Consider the following 18,808-nt stretch of genomic DNA (forward strand, 5'->3'; position numbering starts at 1 on the left):
TTCTTTTGCCGGCTGGACAGGCATTTGTGTGAACGATAAAAGCCGTTGTTCCAAAGGGGCGGAGAAGGATCGGCGGCATATCGGTCGATCCTGAACGTATTCAACTGTTTTCCACTTGCGGATCGGCCAGACGGCCGCAGGCGGGCTGATGTGAAGGTAAAGGGCGCAAGATGAGCGGCGTGAACGAAATCCGGTCGACATTCCTCGACTACTTCAAGAAGAATGGTCACGAGGTTGTTTCGTCGAGCCCGCTGGTGCCGCGCAACGACCCGACCCTCATGTTCACCAATGCAGGCATGGTGCAGTTCAAGAACGTTTTCACCGGCCTCGAGCAGCGCCCCTATTCGACGGCAGCAACGGCGCAGAAATGCGTTCGCGCCGGTGGTAAACACAACGACCTCGACAATGTCGGCTATACTGCCCGCCACCACACCTTCTTTGAAATGCTCGGCAACTTCTCCTTCGGCGATTACTTCAAGGAGCGCGCGATCGAGCTCGCCTGGAACCTGATCACCAAGGAATTCGGCATTGATGCCAAGCGCCTGCTGGTGACCGTCTACCATACCGACGACGAGGCCCATGGCCTCTGGAAAAAGATTGCAGGTCTGACCGACGATCGCATCATCCGTATCCCGACCAGCGACAATTTCTGGGCGATGGGTGACACCGGCCCCTGCGGTCCCTGCTCTGAAATCTTTTACGATCACGGCGATCATATCTGGGGCGGCCCTCCCGGCTCGGCCGACGAGGATGGCGACCGGTTCATCGAAATCTGGAACCTCGTCTTCATGCAGTACGAGCAGGTGACGAAGGAAGAGCGTATCTCGCTGCCGCGTCCGTCGATCGATACCGGTATGGGCCTCGAGCGCGTCGCGGCCCTGCTGCAGGGCAAGCATGACAATTACGATATCGACCTGTTCCGCGCACTGATTGCAGCGTCCGAAGAAGCAACCGGCGTGAAGGCCGAGGGCGAGCGTCGCGCCAGCCACCGCGTCATCGCCGATCACCTGCGGTCTTCCGCGTTCCTGATCGCCGATGGCGTTCTGCCGTCCAACGAAGGCCGTGGTTACGTTCTGCGCCGCATCATGCGCCGCGCCATGCGTCATGCCGAATTGCTGGGCGCCCGCGAGCCGTTGATGTGGAAGCTGCTGCCGGCTCTCGTCGGCCAGATGGGCCGCGCCTATCCGGAACTCGTTCGTGCCGAAGCCCTGATTTCGGAAACCTTGAAGCTGGAGGAAACCCGCTTCCGCAAGACGCTGGAGCGTGGTCTTGGTCTGCTCGCCGATGCGACCGCCGATCTCGACAAGGGTGACACGCTCGATGGCGAAACCGCGTTCAAGCTTTACGACACCTATGGCTTCCCGCTCGACCTGACGCAGGATGCACTGCGCAACCGCGGCATCGGTGTCGATCTCACAAGCTTCACCGATGCCATGGAACGGCAGAAGGCCGAGGCACGCAAGAGCTGGGCCGGTTCCGGCGACGCTGCAACCGAGACCATCTGGTATGAACTCAAGGACAAGCTCGGCGCCACCGAGTTCCTTGGCTACGACACGGAAACCGCCGAAGGCGTGGTGCTGGCGATCGTTCGCGACGGTAAGGTAGTCGAGAGCGCTACGGCCGGCGACAAGGTGCAACTGGTCCTCAACCAGACCCCGTTTTATGGCGAGTCCGGCGGTCAAATGGGCGATACCGGCGTTATCAGCACGGATCACGCGCGCGTTCAGGTCGGCGACACGCAGAAGCGTGGCGAAGGACTGTTCGTGCACAGCGCGGTTGTCGAGGAAGGCACGATCACCAAGGGCGACGCTGTGGCGCTGGTGGTCGATCATACCCGCCGTTCGCGACTGCGCGCCAACCACTCTGCCACCCACCTCCTGCACGAGGCGCTGCGCGAAGTGCTGGGCACCCACGTTGCCCAGAAGGGCTCCCTGGTCGCGCCGGAGCGCCTGCGCTTCGACGTTTCCCATCCAAAGCCGATGTCGGCCGATGAACTCAAGGTCGTCGAGGAAATGGCGAATGAGATCATCGTCCAGAACACCCCGGTCACCACGCGCCTGATGAGCGTCGACGATGCGATCGCTGAAGGCGCCATGGCGCTGTTCGGCGAGAAATACGGCGATGAAGTGCGTGTCGTCTCCATGGGCCGGGGCGTGCGCGGTGCCAAGGCAAACCGGCCGTATTCGGTCGAGCTGTGTGGCGGCACCCATGTCGGCGCAACCGGCGAGATCGGCCTTGTTCGAATCGTCGGCGAAAGCGCCGTTGGTGCCGGTGTCCGTCGCATCGAAGCCCTGACCGGCATTTCGGCGCTGGAATATCTGGCCGAGCAGGACGAGCGCGTGAAAACGCTTGCCTCGACGCTGAAGGTACAGCCGGCCGACGTTCTGGGCCGTGTCGAGTCGCTGATGGACGAGCGCCGCAAGCTGGAGCGAGAACTGGCCGATGCCCGTAAGAAGCTTGCTCTTGGCGGCGGCGGCGCCGCTGGCTCAAGCGATGCAGCCCGCGAGATCGCTGGCGTCAAGTTCCTGGGCAAGATCGTGACCGGCGTCGAGCCCAAAGATCTAAAAAGCTTGGCCGACGATGGCAAGCAGAACCTCGGCTCCGGCATCGTCGCCTTCGTCGGCGTGTCCGCGGATGGCAAGGCAAGCGCAGTCGTTGCGGTTACAGATGATCTGACAGACAAGCACAGCGCCGTCGATCTCGTCCGTGTCGCATCTGCTGCCCTTGGCGGCAAGGGCGGCGGCGGCCGGCCGGACATGGCCCAGGCCGGTGGCCCGGATGGCGACAAGGCCGAAGCTGCAATCGAAGCCGTGGCGGCCGCCATCGCCGGTTGATCGGCAACTGTTCGATCCTGTTACGCAGGATCACTGGATTACAAACCCGCTGGCGCTCCCGGCGGGTTTTGTACGCCTTCTATTTGCTGCCTGCCGCATAGTCTGGATCGGCAAGGGGTTTCAGCAGGCCAAAATGCTGCAAGCCTTCCAGAACGCCGTCGGCCATCGACTGTCGCGCGGCGTAGAAACGCTGCGTGCCGGCAGCAATCGCTTTTAGCTCCGGAAGGGCGTTGCCGACAACGATTCCGCGAACGTTCGGCAGTTCGAATAAACCCAGATCGTTTCCGGTATCACCCGCAACGACCACATCCTCCAAGGCAATATCCAGCCTGTTGCAGAGCCAGGCAAGGGCCGCACCCTTGTCGACCCCTTTTGGCAGAATATCGAGATCGCGGGCGCTGGAGTAGACGATGCGGACGTCGTGGCCGGCGTCTTGCAGCAGCGCTTCGATCTCTGCGAGGGCGTCGGGCGCGGCATCGCGAAGATACCAGCTCGATTTGTGAGGGTGCTGATACATCGCCGGTTGCTCTTCCATACCCTCGATCGCCGCAAGGGCCGCAGCGATTGCAGCCGTGTCAAACCCACGGCCGACAAAGCTGGAAAAGGCTTCGCTGTGGCCGGCGTCATCGACCGCCCAGAACATGGTGCCGACGCCACCGATCATGACGTCAGGGAAGGGCAGCGCTGTGGTTTTCAGGAAGGCCCGCTGGTCCTCGATCAGCCGGCCGCTGTTCAGGACGAACAGAGGACGTTGATCTGCCGGGATCGCGAGCCACGAGTCCCGGAAGCGGGCCTCGGCAGCCGCATCGCCCGTAACCGTGCCATCGATATCGCAGCAGAGAAGACGGATCGGCATCAATCACCATCCGTCCAAGGTTCGGCCCATTCATTGTCGTCCAGCGCCTGCGGCATCGGGCGTCCCTCGACGACCGAGACCAACTGCTGGGCGATGCCGGTCCATGTGAAGAGGCTGCGCGCCTTGTGGGCTCCCATCCGCGAAAGGCGGCCGGCAAGACGCTCGTGCTTCAAAGGTTTCATCATGGTGATACCGAGATCGTATTTGTCGAAAGGATCGGCGAAAAGCGCGTGGCGGCCGTAACTGACGGCACGGAAGAGGCCGCCATGGATGGTGATAATGGTCGGCGTACCGCTGGCCATGGCTTCGATGGCCGTCATGCCGAAGGGCTCGTATCGGCTGGACAGCACGAAGAGATCGGCGGCGCGGTAGAAATCGGGCAGATCCTCGTCACTGACGAAGCCCGAGAAGATGACCTTGTCTTCGATCCCGAGCGATTTTACCCGCGCCTTCAATTCGCTCAGAATGCCGGCTTCCTGTTCGTCCATGTTCTCCCCGCCGACAGCGAGATGGAGCCGTGCTTGCGGCTCGCGCTCGGCCAGAACAGAAAAGCCGTCGATCAGCAGGTCATAGCCCTTGTTGGTCGCGAGGCGTCCAAGCGCCATGACGACCTTGCCTTCGAAGCCGAAGCGCTGGCGTGCCATTTCGCGTGTCGCTTTGGACACCGGAAAGAAGCGGTTGTCGTCATAACCCGGCGGGATCATGTGAACGCGGTCGCGCGGCAGGTTGTAGTCGTTCACTAGCACTTCCACCTGGATCGGCGTGGTGGCGATGACCATGCTGCAGGAGCGGTAGATGATCAGCTCGTGCTTGATGCGTTCGGAGAAGTTGAACTCCTTCTCGAAGCTGTCGGCCTTGTCAGGATAATCCGTCTCCATCTGGCGTTTTTTCCACAGGCCAAGGGAATGGGGTGTGTGGATGTGGGTGACGCCGAGCGCTTCGGAAACCCGCTGGCCGGCAATGCCGGCGTCCCAGTAATGGCTGTTGATCAGCGTGTAGGTGAAATTGTTCTTGCGAATAAAGCGGACGGCGTTTTCGCACCACTCCATCAGGTGCTCGTAGAGATATTCCTTGGGAATGAAATCGGGACCACCGCAGGGGATGCGAATGACGCGAACGCGATCGTCCACCGTGTCAAACTCGGGCTGGTCCTCGAAGCGCCGCGTATAGATATCCACTTCATGGCCGAGCAGCGCCAGTTTACGGGCAAGTTCGATGACGTAGACGACCTGACCGCCGGTATCGGCGGCGCCGAGGGGCGGTTCGGCCGCAACATATCCATGGGTTGAGATAAGGGCGATGCGGGGCAGGTGGGAGATTTTTTCGGAGGAGGTCATGTATCCATTTCGCGGTTTGTGCGGGGGTTTTGTATGCAGTGCAGCATACGGCGCTCCCTTCGCGAACGAACCTCAGCCGAAAAGGTTCCAAAAAAAATCCGACGGGGCGGCAAGCCTCCAGCCAAACGGTTCGGGCAACAAAAAACCCGGCGCGAGGCCGGGTTTTCGAGGTTTCCATCTATGAGGCTGGCTTAGGCAGCCATGGCCTTGCGCAGGTTTTCATCGATCTTGTCGAGGAAGCCGGTGGTGGAGAGCCACGGCTGATCGGGGCCGATCAGCAGCGCCAGGTCCTTGGTCATGAAGCCGCTCTCGACGGTTTCGACGCAGACCTTTTCCAGCGTGTCGGCAAAGCGGGCCAGTTCGGCGTTGTCGTCGAGCTTGGCGCGGTGGGCAAGGCCACGGGTCCAGGCGAAGATCGAGGCAATCGAGTTGGTCGAGGTTTCCTCGCCCTTCTGGTGCTGGCGGTAGTGACGGGTGACCGTGCCGTGAGCGGCTTCGGCTTCAACCGTCTTGCCATCCGGGGTCATCAGAACCGAAGTCATCAGGCCGAGCGAGCCAAAACCCTGGGCCACGATGTCGGACTGGACGTCGCCGTCGTAGTTCTTGCAGGCCCAGACGTAGCCGCCGGACCACTTGAGCGCGGAGGCGACCATGTCGTCGATCAGGCGATGTTCGTACCAGAGCTTGGCCGCCTTGAACTTTTCGGCGAATTCCTCGTCGTAGACCTTCTGGAAGATGTCCTTGAACCGGCCATCATAGACCTTGAGGATGGTGTTCTTGGTCGAGAGATAGACCGGAACATTGCGCTGCAGGCCATAGTTCAGCGAAGCGCGGGCGAATTCTGTGATCGAATCGTCGAGGTTGTACATGCCCATGGCAACGCCGGCCGAAGGAGCGTCGAACACGTCGTATTCGATTTCCTTCCCGTCTTCACCGACGAACTTCATCGTCAGTTTGCCCTTGCCCGGGAACTTGAAATCGGTGGCGCGGTACTGGTCGCCGAAAGCGTGACGGCCGACGATGATCGGCTTGGTCCAGCCGGGAACGAGGCGCGGCACGTTCTTGGCAATGATCGGCTCGCGGAAGATAACGCCGCCGAGGATGTTGCGGATCGTGCCGTTCGGCGACTTCCACATCTTCTTCAGCTTGAATTCTTCAACGCGGGCTTCATCCGGGGTGATGGTCGCGCACTTGACGCCGACGCCGTGTTTCTTGATGGCGTTGGCGGCATCGATCGTCACCTGGTCGTCGGTGGCGTCGCGGTTTTCCATGCCGAGGTCGTAATATTCCAGATCAATGTCCAGATAGGGATGGATCAGCTTTTCCTTGATGAACTGCCAGATGATGCGTGTCATCTCGTCGCCGTCGAGTTCGACGACCGGATTGGCGACCTTGATCTTTGCCATGTGCAAAACCTCTTGATGGTGGTGAATGGACCGGGGTTGGGCCCCTATAGCATCCAGTTGCCGCAAGGCAAAGGCGGCGAGCGCCTAAACCCGTTCTCGCGACGCTAAACTTTTGGCTCATTGGAATATTTGGCACCGGCGCGTGCTGGAATGTCGGATTCGCGCTTTGCCATCGAAAGGTCTAAGACGCTTCGCACAACGCCTGCGTACCGCCGGAGACGCCCATGAAACCCCACCTTCTTCTGCCCCTGCTTTTCTCGGTTGCTTTCGCAGCGCAGGCGGCCGATCCGTTGCCACCGGTGAAGGAAATAATGGGAGAGGCCGTCAACGGATGGTCGGAAAATCCGGGCGAGGGCAAGGACTATTTCGATGCCGAGCGCCTGAACCGTATCTATAGCGCCGATTTCGCCGAGACCTACCGGGCAGCCGCAAAGTTTCCTGCCTATGACGAAGGTGATTCCCCGTTCGATTACGATGTCATCGTCAGCGGGCAGGACAGCTGCATGCTGGATGACCTGAAGATCGAGCCTCAGGCGCCCGCAAATGGCACCACCGATGTCCGCGTGACGTTCGACACCACCCATTGTCTGGGCGACCGTGCCGCGGACTGGAAGCCGACGGAGCTGCATTTCATGATCAGGCAAGAGAAGGGTCATGCCGTCATCGACGATATCGTTCGCTCCGGCGAGATGGGGTCGGTGAAGGAGGAGCTTCGCGCCATCGCGGAGCAGGGCGCCGAATAAGGCCTTCTTTCAAAAAGCCCCGATTTGTGCGAGGGAAGCGCGAAAATCATTATTGAAGGCAAGATGGCATGGCAGGCACACATAGCGGACGCGAACTGATCGCCGAAGGACCGGCAATCATTCTCGTTCATCCCCAGCTCGGCGAGAATATCGGTATGGTGGCCCGCGCCATGGCCAATTTCGGCCTCGCCGAACTGCGCCTCGTCAATCCGCGCGATGGCTGGCCGAGCGAGAAGGCGAAATCCGCCGCAAGCCGCGCCGATCATGTGATCGACAATGCCAAGGTTTACGGCACGACCGAAGAGGCGATCGCCGACCTCAACTTTGTCTATGCGACGACGGCGCGGGATCGTTACGGCTACAAGCCCGTGCGTTCGCCGGTCGTGGCCACCGAGACCTTGCGCACCCGTTTCAAGGCAGGCGAGGCGACCGGTATCCTGTTCGGCCGGGAACGCACGGGCCTCACCAATGAGGAAATCGCGCTTGCCGACGAAATCGTGACCTTCCCGGTCAACCCGGCCTTTGCCTCTCTCAATCTGGCGCAGGCCGTTTTGCTCATGTCCTATGAATGGATGAAGACAGGCATGGAATCGCTGGAGGAAACCGCTTTTCAGGCGCTGCCGCAGCAGCCGGCGACCAAGGACGATCTGCAGGGTCTCTTCGATCACGTCGAGGATGCGTTGGAAGCGCGCGGCTATTTCCGACCCATCGCCAAAAAGCCGAAATTGGTCGACAACCTGCGCGCCGTGCTGACCCGTCCGGCGTTTACCGCGTCGGAAATCCGGCTGGTGCGCGGCGTCATCTCCTGCCTTGACCGGTTTACCCGCACACAGCCGCGCGGCGCCGGCGCTCCCGCAGATTCCCGCCACCGCTCGGAAGAGCAGAAAATCGAAGAACCCGGTGACGACACCTGACTTGAAACCCATACTCGTCTTCGATAGCGGCATCGGCGGTTTGACGGTGCTGCGCGAAGCGCGCGTGCTGATGCCCGAGCGGCATTTCATTTACGTCGCTGACGATGCCGGCTTTCCTTATGGCGGCTGGGAAGAGGCGGCGCTGAAGGAGCGTGTCGTCTCGCTCTTCGCAAGACTTCTGGCGGAGCATGATCCGGAAATCTGCATCATTGCCTGCAACACAGCCTTCACGCTTGTCGGCGCCGACCTTCGTGCCGCATTTCCGGACATGCGCTTCGTCGGCACGGTGCCGGCCATCAAGCCTGCTGCGGAGCGCACCCGCTCCGGTCTCGTTTCGGTGCTGGCGACGCCCGGTACCGTCAAGCGCGCCTATACGCGCGGTCTGATCCAGTCCTTTGCCTCGCAGTGCCACGTGCGGCTTGTCGGCTCGGAAAACCTGGCGCGCATGGCGGAAGCCTATATTCGCGGCGAAACGGTCGGGGATACTGATGTTCTCGCCGAGATCGGTCAGTGTTTTGTCGAGCAGGATGGCGCCAAGACGGATATCGTGGTTCTGGCCTGTACGCATTATCCTTTCATGGTCAATGTTTTCCGCAGGCTGGCACCCTGGCCGGTCGACTGGCTTGATCCGGCCGAGGCAATTGCCCGGCAGGCGCGGCGGCTTGTCTCGCCGACGGACGATTTCGAGCCCCTGATCGGCGAAGACCCCGCCATTTTCACGTCCGGCAATCCGGATTTTGCGACCCGCCGCCTGATGCAAGGTTTCGGCCTGACGGTACGGTAGATAAAAACCTGCTAACTTGTGGGTTTCCTGCCCAGCGCCCGCGCAAAGACAGGCGAACGGTGCTAAGGCTCTACTTTGCGGACGTGGCGGCGTCCGATCATTCGCATTGCAGAACGAGGATCACATGAAAGTCGGCATCGACATGGGAACGACCTCCAATGGAGATAACGTTCCGCTCGATATCGAAGAGCTTCTGGCGACACGCTTGCTGGTGCAGGGTAACTCCGGCTCCGGCAAGTCGCATCTGTTGCGCCGTCTTCTCGAACAGTCCGCCCCCTGGGTGCAGCAGTGCATCATCGATCCTGAAGGCGATTTCGTCACGCTTGCCGACAAGTTCGGCCATGTGGTGATCGATGGCGAGCGCACCGAGGCGGAACTGATCGGCATCGCCACTCGTATCCGCCAGCACCGCGTTTCCTGCGTGCTGTCGCTCGAGGGTCTCGATGTCGAGCTGCAGATGCGCAATGCCGGCATCTTCCTCAATGCGATGTTCGATGCCGACCGCGAGTTCTGGTATCCGGTTCTGGTCGTTGTCGACGAAGCGCAGATGTTCGCGCCCTCGGTTGCCGGCGATGTCTCGGAAGAGGCGCGCAAGGTTTCGCTGGGCGCCATGACCAACCTGATGTGCCGCGGCCGTAAGCGCGGCCTGGCTGGCGTCATCGCCACACAGCGGCTGGCAAAGCTTGCCAAGAACGTCGCGGCCGAAGCCTCGAACTTCCTGATGGGCCGCACCTTCCTCGATATAGACATGGCGCGCGCCGCCGATCTGCTCGGCATGGACCGCCGCACGGCCGAGATGTTTCGCGACCTGAAGCGCGGCTCCTTCGTAGCGCTTGGCCCGGCCCTGTCGCGTCGCCCGCTGCCGGTGACGATCGGCAATGTCGAAACATCCGCGCGCTCGACCAGCCCGAAGCTGACACCGCTGCCGGAGGCCGTGGTCGATGTCGAAGACCTGATCTTCACCCCGGATCCCGACGAACTGACACGCCCGATCGTTCGCCGGCCGAGTGCGCAACCGCGCCCCTCGACCGATATTCTTGCCGAACTGTCGCGTCCACGGCCGGAACCGGTCATGGCCAGCGAACCGCGTGTGCCGGCGCCGGAAATGTCGGCCGAAGAACGCGATGCCATCATGGACGGCCTGCTCGCGGAAATCCTCGAAAATCCGGAAGCCGCCTTCCGCGCCGATGCCGAGCTGTTCCAGGATTTCCTCGTCCGGTGCCGTATTCGCCGCGTTCCTGGCGCGCCCCTGTCACTGAGCGCCTTCCGCCGCAAGATGGCGGTCGCCCGTTCCGGCGTCGATGCGGAGACCGCAGCAACGGAAGGCTGGGCATCAGCATTGGCACTGGCGCGAAACGTCACTGACGATCTGCAGGGCGTTTTCCTGCTGGTGGCGCAATCGGCGCTGCGCGGGCTGCCATGCCCGTCTGACCCGATGATTGCGCGCGCCTATGGCACGCACTCTGCTCGCCGCGCCCGCCGGCTGCTCGGCTATTTCGAGGAGCAGGGGCTGATCGTCGTGCACAGCGATTTCTCGGGCAAGCGTATCGTTGCCTTCCCGGATTTGCAGGCCGAGACCGCGCCGGGCGATCCGAATGCCACCGAGCCGGACATGCGGTCTGCGGCGGAGTAATCCGGCTAGATTGCTATGATATGCAGGGCTTCCACACCACCTTGCACGGCAGCGGCATTGATCCGGCGATCAAAAGTAGCGAGCTTACCGCCATTCGAACGGGCAAGTGCTAACAGGTAGATATCTGTGACCTGCCGGGAGAAATATGCTGTGTCGTTATTAAAAAGGGTTTTATCGAGAAGACTTATACTGTCCGGCCAGAAAACGTGGTCGGTCGCTGCGGTGAATTCCATCAACCTGATGAGAGCCGCATCAGGTGAACCCGGAGAGTCGGGGTAATTTGGGTTGCCGAGAATGCGGGCAAATCCGTTTTCCGTTATCGGGCAAGTCGCCCATGGCATTTTCCCGACCGACTCCCACCAGCGATGCGAAGCCTCATGGTGTGTGTGGTCAGGATCAAACAGGGCTATGAGAACATTGACATCAAGCAAATATCTCATGGGTCTTCATCACGGAGCTCGTTGACGAACTCAAGTGTTACGGTTCGGCCGGTCGGATTGCGTTTGATAAGCGGTACGCCATTCCGCTTCAGCGGCATTCCTCGTTCGACCCGTTCCTTCACCAGATCGACCACAAACTCGTCCAATGTCTTTCTTTCATGCTTCGCCAATGTTTTGGCGTCCGCCACGACATCATCTTCGATGTTTATGATCATTTGCATGGAGTATCCTCGGTTCTGAAGCAGAATTATATGCGAAACTGGTTTGTTCTCAATGCTCGTGTGTGTTGACAATTTCACGACATGCCACTAAAGACGGCCCCAACGCCGGGCCGAAATGCCCGGTGTTTTATTCGACATGTCCCGTGGCTTCTCCGTTAGCGTAATGTGAGAAACCTGTCAGAGCCCGAAAACGGGTTCAGAGGAGGGCGTGTTTCCTTCATCCGGTATGGAAACAGACCGGTGCAACGTTCTGAAAGGAAATGCGATGAGCAAGCGCGAATCGTCCAAGTACAAAATTGACCGCCGTATGGGCGAAAACATCTGGGGCCGTCCGAAGTCCCCGGTGAACCGCCGCGAATACGGTCCTGGCCAGCATGGCCAGCGTCGCAAGTCCAAGCTTTCGGACTTCGGTGTGCAGCTGCGCGCCAAGCAGAAGCTGAAGGGCTACTACGGCGACATCCGCGAGAAGCAGTTCCGCGCCGTTTACGACGAAGCCAACCGCCGCAAGGGCGACACTGGTGAAAACCTGATCGGTCTGCTCGAATCGCGCCTCGACGCGATCGTCTACCGCGCCAAGTTCGTTCCGACGGTCTTTGCTGCCCGTCAGTTCGTCAACCACGGCCACGTCAAGGTCAACGGCGTTCGCGTCAACATCGGTTCGTACCGCTGCAAGGCCGGCGACGTTATCGAAGTTCGCGAAAAGTCCAAGCAGCTGGTCACGGTTCTCGAAGCCGTTGCTCTGGCCGAGCGTGACGTTCCGGACTACATCGAAGCGGATCACAACAAGATGGTTGCGACCTTCGCTCGCGTTCCGTCGCTTGCTGATGTTCCGTATCCGGTCATCATGGAACCGAACCTGGTCGTCGAATTCTATTCGCGTTAATCCGGGCTTTCAGTCTTGTGAATTTGGGAAAAGCCGCTCAGAAATGGGCGGCTTTTTCTTTGTCGATTTTTCTTGAATGCCCGCGGAGATTTCATGTCCGATCCGACGCCGCTCGATCTGCAAGCCATCCTCGACGACATCTATCGGGACCTGACACCGCGACTGGGCGAGGGCAAGGTGGCGGACTACATTCCGCAGCTCGCCCGCGTCAATCCCCGGCGTTTCGGCATGGCCGTGGTCACGGTCGATGGCGCTGTCCATATGGTTGGTGATGCCGAGGTGCCGTTTTCGATCCAGAGTATCTCCAAGGTGTTCACGCTGACGCTGGCGCTCGGCAAACACGGCGAAAACATCTGGAAACGGGTCGGTCGCGAACCTTCAGGCTCGGCCTTCAATTCGATCGTCCAGCTCGAGCATGAGCATGGTATTCCGCGCAATCCCTTCATCAATGCCGGCGCGATCGCGATCACCGATCTGGTGCTGGCGGGGCATACGCCGAAGGAGGCGATCGGCGAAATCGTCCGTTTCATGCGTTATCTCGCGGACGAGGATGATATCCTGATCGACAACGAAGTCGCCCGCTCGGAAGCCGCCACGGGATACCGCAACTTCGCGCTCGCCAATTTCATGCGCTCCTTCGGCAAGCTGGATCATCCCGTCGAGCATGTGCTGGGCGTCTATTTCCATCAATGCGCGCTGGCCATGAGTTGCCGGCAGCTGGCGAAGGCCGGGCTGTTTTTGGCCGCATCCGGGAAAGTTCCGCTGAGCGGCCATTCCGTTGTCTCACGTCAGCGGGCGCGGCGGATCAATGCGCTGATGCTGACCTGCGGACACTATGACGGCTCCGGCGAATTTGCCTACAAGGTTGGCTTGCCGGGTAAGAGCGGCGTTGGTGGCGGCATTCTGGTGGCGGCACCCGGCAAGGCATCTGTCGCGGTCTGGTCGCCGGGTCTCAATCACAACGGCAATTCGCTGCTGGGTTCCCTGGCGCTCGAGATGCTGGCCAATCGTACCGGCTGGTCGGTGTTTGGTGCATAAGGCGCTCGTTGATTGAAGCGGTTTAAGCCTTTTTCCTTGATCTTGCCGCTGTCACAGGGCAAGGGCAGGGGCGTGCTAGTTTCCGCCCCTATTGGGCATTGTCCGGAAGACGATCATGGACCTTTCCGAAAGCATCCCGGCGCTCGACGCCGCAGTCGAACCGTTGCTTGAAGCGGAAGACGATAGTTTTTCGCACCCGCTCTTTGCGAAGATGCCGTCGTCGGTTTCCTTCAACAAGCTGCGCAAGCGCCTGCTGCGGCAGGTGCGCCAGGCCATTGACGATTTCGGCATGCTGAACGGCCAAAAGCGCTGGCTTGTCGGCGTTTCCGGCGGCAAGGACAGCTACAGCCTGCTGGCATTGCTGCTCGACCTGAAATGGCGCGGCCTTCTTCCCGTTGAGTTGGTTGCCTGCAATCTCGATCAGGGACAACCGAATTTCCCGAAACACGTTCTTCCGGAATATCTCTCGTCGATCGGTGTTGAGCACCGCATCGAGTATCGCGACACCTATTCGATCGTGAAGGAGAAGGTGCCAGCCGGCGGAACCTATTGTGCGCTCTGTTCGCGCCTGCGCCGCGGCAATCTCTATCGCATCGCCCGCGAGGAAGGCTGTGACGCGCTGGTGCTCGGCCATCACCGCGAGGATATCCTCGAAACCTTCTTCATGAACTTCTTCCATGGCGGGCGGCTCGCCACCATGCCGGCAAAGCTCTTGAACGACGAGGGCGACCTGATGGTCCTGCGCCCTCTTGCCTATGCGGCCGAAGACGATCTCGCAAAATTTGCGGCGGCCATGGAGTTCCCCATCATCCCCTGCGACCTCTGTGGCTCGCAGGACGGGCTGGAGCGCAATGCGATGAAGGCGATGCTCTCCGATATCGAGCGGCGCATGCCCGGACGCAAGGACACGATGTTGAGGGCGCTTGGCCATACCAATCCTTCGCACCTGCTCGATCCGAAGATTTTCGATTTCAAATCCCTGATTGCGGAGCCCCGTGAATGACCGAGACCGTCGATATCGCCCAGCTTGCCAATCTCCTGCAGGAAGCCGCTGCCCGCGAAATCCTGCCGCGTTTCCGCAATCTCGGAACGGGCGATGTTCGGATGAAGACCGAAGCGATCGATCTCGTCACGGAGGCGGATGAAGCCGCCGAGCGCCTGATTAAGTCGCGCGTGGCCGAATTTGCGCCGGATGCGGTGTTTATCGGCGAGGAATCGACCGCTGCCGATCCGACGTTGCTCGATAAGCTGGCCGATGCGACGCTGGCTGTCGTGGTCGATCCGATCGACGGCACTTTCAACTATGCAGCCGGCATGCCGCTCTTCGGCGTGATGGCGAGCGTGGTGGCAAATGGCGAGACGGTCGCCGGCATCATCTATGACCCCATGGGCAACGATTGGGTTATTGCCGAGCGGGGCTCAGGCGCCTGGCTCTGCAAGGCGGATGGCTCGCAGGAGCGGCTTTCCGTATCGGTAGGCGCACCGCTGGAGGCTTTGGTCGGCTGCGCGTCAACGGGCTTCTACGAAGCCGAAGATCGCCGCACGATCATGAGCAATATGGCCAAGGTCCGGATCGCGACCAGCTATCGTTGCGCGGCGCACGAATACCGCGCCTTTGCCGGCGGGCACTTTCACTTTTTGATGTACAAGAAGCTGATGCCCTGGGATCATCTGGCGGGCGCCCTGATTGCTGAAGAGGCCGGTGCCTATGTCGCGCGTTTCGACGGTTCTCCCTATACGGCCCGCGATATCGATGGTGGCCTGCTGGTTGCCAGCGATCGCGAAACCTGGACGCTGCTGCGCCGCGAGGTTTTCGTCAAATAGGGAAGGGTGACGCCTCCGGTTAGGCAAACACGAACGTCATCCGCTGGTCTTTGCATAGGGCAAAACTTTTATCGATGTCGGGTTGACCGCTTCAGCTTTGTCGCCAGAATGGGTCGCAAATCAATGTCTTATGCGCGGCCGAGAAACGGCGCCCAAGTGGAGGAACGACCCATGAGCCTGTTTTCGCTGCGTCATATCAAAATGATCGCCGCTCTTGCCCTGTCGGTGCTGGCAGGTTGTACGGTCGAGGAATATCCCGGCCCACGGCCTGAGCCGCTTCCGCGCCCGTCGCAAATGTGCACCATGGAATACAATCCTGTCTGCGCCATTCGCGGCCGCCAGCGGGAAACCTTCTCCAACGCCTGCCAGGCGCGGGCTCGTGGCTTTGACGTCATAGGCCGCGGCGAGTGCCGGCCACAGGGGCGCCCGGACCCCGAGGAGCGCCCGCAGTTCTGCACGCGGGAATACAACCCGGTCTGCGCGCGTCGCGGCAACCGTACCCAAACGTTCTCCAACGCCTGCACGGCGGAGGCAGATGGTTTCCGGGTCATCGGACGCGGCGAATGCCGCAGCGATGAGCGGCCGGGCGGCGGCATCGACCTGCCGGACGAGCGTCCCGAGAGCCGCCCGGGGGTCTGCACCCGCGAATATGCGCCTGTCTGCGGGCGCCGTGGGGACCGTACCCGCACCTTCCCGAACAGCTGCATGGCTGACGCCGAAGGTTTCCGGATCATCGACAACAACGCCTGCCAATAAGACGACACGCCTGTTGGCGTATCCCAAGATTGCGCATCGGCTTTGAAAGTCTTCGTTTACCATGATTGCATAAAGTGAACCCGGTTTCCCGCGAGGGCTGCTGCTTGCCTGTGTTCCGACACAGGTGGTCGGCAGTCTCGCGACCTCCGGACGGGCCTTGTTGTGCGTACCGTCGCGGATGAGGGTTTGTGTATGGCGTGTGGGTCCCTGTTGCGCAGGTCGGTTGCGATGCTGCTGATTTCGGCAAGTCTTTCGACCTGTACGACCGATGCGCTGGAGCCATCAGCCCGCATCGACACGAGTGCGAGCGTCGGCGCGATAAGGCCGCTTCGCGGCGAACCGGTCTCGGCCGCCTATCCCGCACAGGACATGCCCATGACCGCGGCAAGTGCCCAGCAGGCGCAGACGTTGCCGATGATCGACAGCGAGGCCGCGAGCGGCGGCACGACGATTGCCGCGGCACCGGCCGCGGTCGTGCCCCCGGAGGGCGTCAACATGGATGCTATGCTTGGTGTCGGGGCGGGCAAGACGGTCGTCGGACTGGCGGAGGAGCAGAGCCGCGAGATCGCTGAAGGCACCACCAGCCAGCCTGTCGTTGCCGGTATCGGAGGTGAGGTTCATGCGATCGGCGGCGGGCAGCAAATGGCGATGGCGGCGCCGGTGGATACCGGATATGACCCCGATCTGCCACCCCTTAGCCCTGAAAAGCTCGCGGAGGAGGAGCGGCGCAAGGCGCAGTTCCTCCAACAGCAGCAGAGTGTGACGATGCAGCCGCAGACGACGGGGCTGGAGCGGCAGGTCGCCTTTATCCCGCGCGCTGGCAATCCGCTCGAGGAGCAGGATTTTACCGGGCAGATGCCTTCGTCCGAAATCGCCTGCCGGCAGCGGCTGAAAAAGCTGGGCGTCGAGTTTCGCGATGTCGCGCGCATCGCCAAAGGGCGGTCCTGCGGCATCGATTACCCGATCGAGCTCAGCGGCCTTGCCGGCGATATCGATGTGAAGCCGGCGGTCAAGCTGAACTGCGAAGTGACCGAAGCCTTTGCCAAGTGGGTGAAGAATGAACTCGTGCCCTCGTCGCGGGCCCGCTATCTTTCCGGTGTCAAGACGATCAGGCCGCTCGGCGGCTATTCCTGCCGTACGATAAACTCGCGCCGCGGCAATCCGATGTCCGAACATGCCCGCGGCAACGCTATCGACGTCGGCAAGTTCGTGCTGCGGAACGGCAAGGAGATCGACGTGCGTAAGCCGGGCTTCTTCGCTTTCCGCGAGAAGGGGCTTCTGAAGGCGGTGCGCAGCGACAGCTGCAAGTATTTCAACACCGTGCTTGGGCCTGGCAGCGATCCGCAACACAAGGATCACTTCCATTTCGATCTGCGCGACCGCAAGTCCGGATATCGCCACTGCGATTGATAAGGGAGATTGGCGGCTGGGAGCGGCCCCTTGCAGGAGCCAATCTCATCACCTTACAGAGGACGCCGACTGGACCGCGCCGCCGTGAGGTGACGCGGTCGCCTTTCCTCTCCTATTTCAGCAGCGTCGCCTCCATGAAGAACTCTTCCGGCCCATCGACTTCCACCAGTCGTTTGCGCGCGATTATCCAGAAACGGTTGCCGACATTGCGCACGAAGCTACGGTCGTGGGAAACGAGGAGGCAGCTTGCCTTATGGGCCATCAGTTCCGCCTCCAGCGTTTCCTGCCCGTCGATGTCGAGATGGTTGGTCGGCTCATCCAAGAGGTAAAAGTTCGGGTTTGCAAGCCGCAGCATCAGCATGCCGAGCCGCGCCTTCTGGCCACCCGAGAGGCGGTCGATCGGCTTGTCCTGCATGTCGACGTTCATTCCGGCGCCGGCGAGCAGCGATCGGGCGCGCTGGTCGCCGACATCAAAGCGATGGGTGACGGTCCGCATGGGGGTATCGGTGCCTTTCAGGTCGGCCAGGGCCTGATCCACATATCCAAGAACCAGTGACGGCGTTGCCTTGATGCCGTCATGCGTGGTTTCCGGGTTGGTTATGACATTGCGCAGACGCTGGATGAGCCGGGTCTTGCCGGTGCCGTTTAGGCCGAGAAGCACGATGCGATCGCCTTGGCAGATGAACTGCTTGCCGGTCCTGAACAACAGCGTGCCATCGGGAGTGCAGACTTCAGCGTCGTCGAGGGTTATGAGCACCTTGGCATGGGTGCCGCTGTTGGCGAGGCGGATCGTGCCGGCGGAGCGTTCGAGATGGGCCGGTCGGGCTGCATCTTCCAGTTTTTCGGCGCGCTCCTTCAATTGTTTCGTCTTTACCACCAGAAGATCGCTGCCGGAGTTGATGCCGATGTTCTTGAGCTTGGCAGCCTGCTTTCGCAGCTGATCAGCGGTCTTCATGTCGCGCTCGTAGCGCCGAGCATCGGCGGCATCCACTTCCTCCAGCGCCGTCCGTGCCCGTGAATAAGGCAGTGCGAAAACCGGCGATTGCTCCGGGCGCAGGAAAAGGGTGCGGTTGGTGACCGCATCGAGAAAGGCACGGTCATGGCTTGCGAGGACGACCGGGACGTCCCGGGGAAGGGCGTTCAGCCAATCTTCCAGCGCCGCGATCTTGCCGAGATCAAGGTGGTTGGTCGGCTCGTCCAGCATCAGCACGTCCGGTTCGGTGACCCAGACGCGAGCAAGCAGCGCCAGTCGTTGCCAGCCGCCCGAGAGTGCTTTCAGTTGGCGTGTGCGGAATTCCTCGGGGACCTCAAGCGATTCCAGCACGACATCAACGCGCCAGCTTTCTGTTTCGGCCTGTTCGGCGGGCAGCGCATCGAGGACGGCGTCATAGAAGGTTTTGTCCAGCAGGACTGGCGGGACGTTCTGCTCGACGTAGCCCACGGTCAGTCCGCGCGAGCGGGTGATTTCACCCTCGGTGGCTTCCAGCGTGCCGGCAATGCAGCGGAAAAGCGTGGATTTGCCGCGACCATTGGCGGCTACGACGCTGATGCGGTCTCCGGCATTGATGGCGAGGTTGAGGTTCGAAAACAGGGGGCTCGACAAGGTGACGCCGAGATTGCGGATATTGATGAGGGACATGGTTGTCTTCCGGTCTTTTCCGCCAGTCGCGGGCGCTCGGCCATCGTCGATTCAGGCGGTCATGAGAATGCAGACGTGCCAAGCTCAAGG

Annotated in this window: 17 protein-coding genes; 11 read left to right on the forward strand and 6 right to left on the reverse strand. The window is 60.9% G+C overall.

Going from position 1 to position 18,808, the window contains the following annotated elements:
* Nucleotides 1-170: 170 nt before the first annotated feature.
* Nucleotides 171-2,834 (forward strand): alanine--tRNA ligase, encoded by a 2,664-nt coding sequence (gene alaS / locus BLX89_RS02005; protein ID WP_075288963.1) that lies wholly within the window; start codon nt 171-173, stop codon nt 2,832-2,834.
* Nucleotides 2,835-2,913: 79 nt separating this feature from the next.
* Here alaS and BLX89_RS02010 read toward each other — a convergent pair whose 3' ends face one another.
* The 3 genes from BLX89_RS02010 to BLX89_RS02020 all read right to left on the reverse strand — a co-directional run bounded on the left by BLX89_RS02010 (nt 2,914) and on the right by BLX89_RS02020 (nt 6,433).
* A complete protein-coding gene (locus BLX89_RS02010) occupies nt 2,914-3,690 on the reverse strand; it encodes an HAD-IIB family hydrolase (protein WP_342587583.1) in 777 nt (258 codons plus the stop codon).
* Entirely contained in the window at nt 3,690-5,027 is a 1,338-nt protein-coding gene (locus BLX89_RS02015) for a glycosyltransferase family 4 protein (protein ID WP_075288965.1), read from the reverse strand. Before BLX89_RS02015 ends, BLX89_RS02010 begins: the two co-directional genes overlap by 1 nt.
* A 191-nt stretch (nt 5,028-5,218) precedes the next feature.
* Nucleotides 5,219-6,433: an NADP-dependent isocitrate dehydrogenase gene (locus BLX89_RS02020; protein ID WP_075288966.1), complete on the reverse strand. Its 1,215-nt coding sequence runs from the start codon at nt 6,431-6,433 to the stop codon at nt 5,219-5,221.
* A 224-nt stretch (nt 6,434-6,657) separates the two neighbouring features.
* On the opposite strand from BLX89_RS02020, the gene BLX89_RS02025 reads away from it, so the two are divergent.
* The 4 genes from BLX89_RS02025 (at nt 6,658) to BLX89_RS02040 (ending at nt 10,507) form a co-directional block, all read left to right on the forward strand.
* The gene (locus tag BLX89_RS02025; protein WP_075288967.1) at nt 6,658-7,176 is read left to right on the forward strand and encodes a hypothetical protein; all 519 of its coding nucleotides are present in this window, start codon (nt 6,658-6,660) and stop codon (nt 7,174-7,176) included.
* A 68-nt stretch (nt 7,177-7,244) separates the two neighbouring features.
* Nucleotides 7,245-8,090 carry an RNA methyltransferase gene (locus tag BLX89_RS02030; RefSeq protein WP_075288968.1) on the forward strand — a complete coding sequence of 282 codons (846 nt, stop codon included), beginning with the start codon at nt 7,245-7,247 and terminating at the stop codon, nt 8,088-8,090.
* A complete protein-coding gene (gene murI, locus BLX89_RS02035; protein ID WP_075288969.1) occupies nt 8,077-8,874 on the forward strand; it encodes a glutamate racemase in 798 nt (265 codons plus the stop codon). The genes BLX89_RS02030 and murI overlap by 14 nt, the downstream gene beginning before the upstream one ends.
* A gap of 124 nt (nt 8,875-8,998) precedes the next feature.
* On the forward strand, nt 8,999-10,507 hold the full coding sequence (locus BLX89_RS02040; protein WP_075288970.1) for an ATP-binding protein: 1,509 nt from the start codon (nt 8,999-9,001) through the stop codon (nt 10,505-10,507).
* A gap of 5 nt (nt 10,508-10,512) precedes the next feature.
* Here the strand turns inward: BLX89_RS02040 and BLX89_RS02045 are convergent, their stop codons facing one another.
* Both BLX89_RS02045 and BLX89_RS02050 read right to left on the reverse strand, forming a co-directional pair.
* Nucleotides 10,513-10,947 (reverse strand): TA system VapC family ribonuclease toxin, encoded by a 435-nt coding sequence (locus tag BLX89_RS02045; RefSeq protein ID WP_075288971.1) that lies wholly within the window; start codon nt 10,945-10,947, stop codon nt 10,513-10,515.
* On the reverse strand, nt 10,944-11,168 hold the full coding sequence (locus tag BLX89_RS02050; protein WP_075288972.1) for a hypothetical protein: 225 nt from the start codon (nt 11,166-11,168) through the stop codon (nt 10,944-10,946). Before BLX89_RS02050 ends, BLX89_RS02045 begins: the two co-directional genes overlap by 4 nt.
* A gap of 265 nt (nt 11,169-11,433) precedes the next feature.
* Between BLX89_RS02050 and rpsD the strand changes: the two genes are divergently transcribed.
* The 6 genes from rpsD to BLX89_RS02080 all read left to right on the forward strand — a co-directional run bounded on the left by rpsD (nt 11,434) and on the right by BLX89_RS02080 (nt 17,079).
* Entirely contained in the window at nt 11,434-12,051 is a 618-nt protein-coding gene (rpsD, locus tag BLX89_RS02055; protein ID WP_075289234.1) for a 30S ribosomal protein S4, read from the forward strand.
* 93 nt (nt 12,052-12,144) lie between these two features.
* A complete protein-coding gene (locus BLX89_RS02060; protein ID WP_075288973.1) occupies nt 12,145-13,089 on the forward strand; it encodes a glutaminase in 945 nt (314 codons plus the stop codon).
* Between the two features lie 115 nt (nt 13,090-13,204).
* Nucleotides 13,205-14,092 carry a tRNA 2-thiocytidine(32) synthetase TtcA gene (ttcA, locus tag BLX89_RS02065; protein WP_075288974.1) on the forward strand — a complete coding sequence of 296 codons (888 nt, stop codon included), beginning with the start codon at nt 13,205-13,207 and terminating at the stop codon, nt 14,090-14,092.
* On the forward strand, nt 14,089-14,913 hold the full coding sequence (locus tag BLX89_RS02070; protein WP_075288975.1) for an inositol monophosphatase family protein: 825 nt from the start codon (nt 14,089-14,091) through the stop codon (nt 14,911-14,913). Before ttcA ends, BLX89_RS02070 begins: the two co-directional genes overlap by 4 nt.
* Nucleotides 14,914-15,084: 171 nt before the next feature.
* A complete protein-coding gene (locus tag BLX89_RS02075) occupies nt 15,085-15,669 on the forward strand; it encodes a Kazal-type serine protease inhibitor domain-containing protein (protein ID WP_075288976.1) in 585 nt (194 codons plus the stop codon).
* A 192-nt stretch (nt 15,670-15,861) separates the two neighbouring features.
* The gene (locus BLX89_RS02080; protein ID WP_075288977.1) at nt 15,862-17,079 is read left to right on the forward strand and encodes an extensin-like domain-containing protein; all 1,218 of its coding nucleotides are present in this window, start codon (nt 15,862-15,864) and stop codon (nt 17,077-17,079) included.
* Between the two features lie 112 nt (nt 17,080-17,191).
* Here BLX89_RS02080 and BLX89_RS02085 read toward each other — a convergent pair whose 3' ends face one another.
* Nucleotides 17,192-18,718 carry an ABC-F family ATP-binding cassette domain-containing protein gene (locus BLX89_RS02085; protein WP_075288978.1) on the reverse strand — a complete coding sequence of 509 codons (1,527 nt, stop codon included), beginning with the start codon at nt 18,716-18,718 and terminating at the stop codon, nt 17,192-17,194.
* Nucleotides 18,719-18,808: the final 90 nt, after the last annotated feature.

Source organism: Pararhizobium arenae (assembly GCF_001931685.1).
GTDB lineage: Bacteria > Pseudomonadota > Alphaproteobacteria > Rhizobiales > Rhizobiaceae > Pararhizobium > Pararhizobium arenae.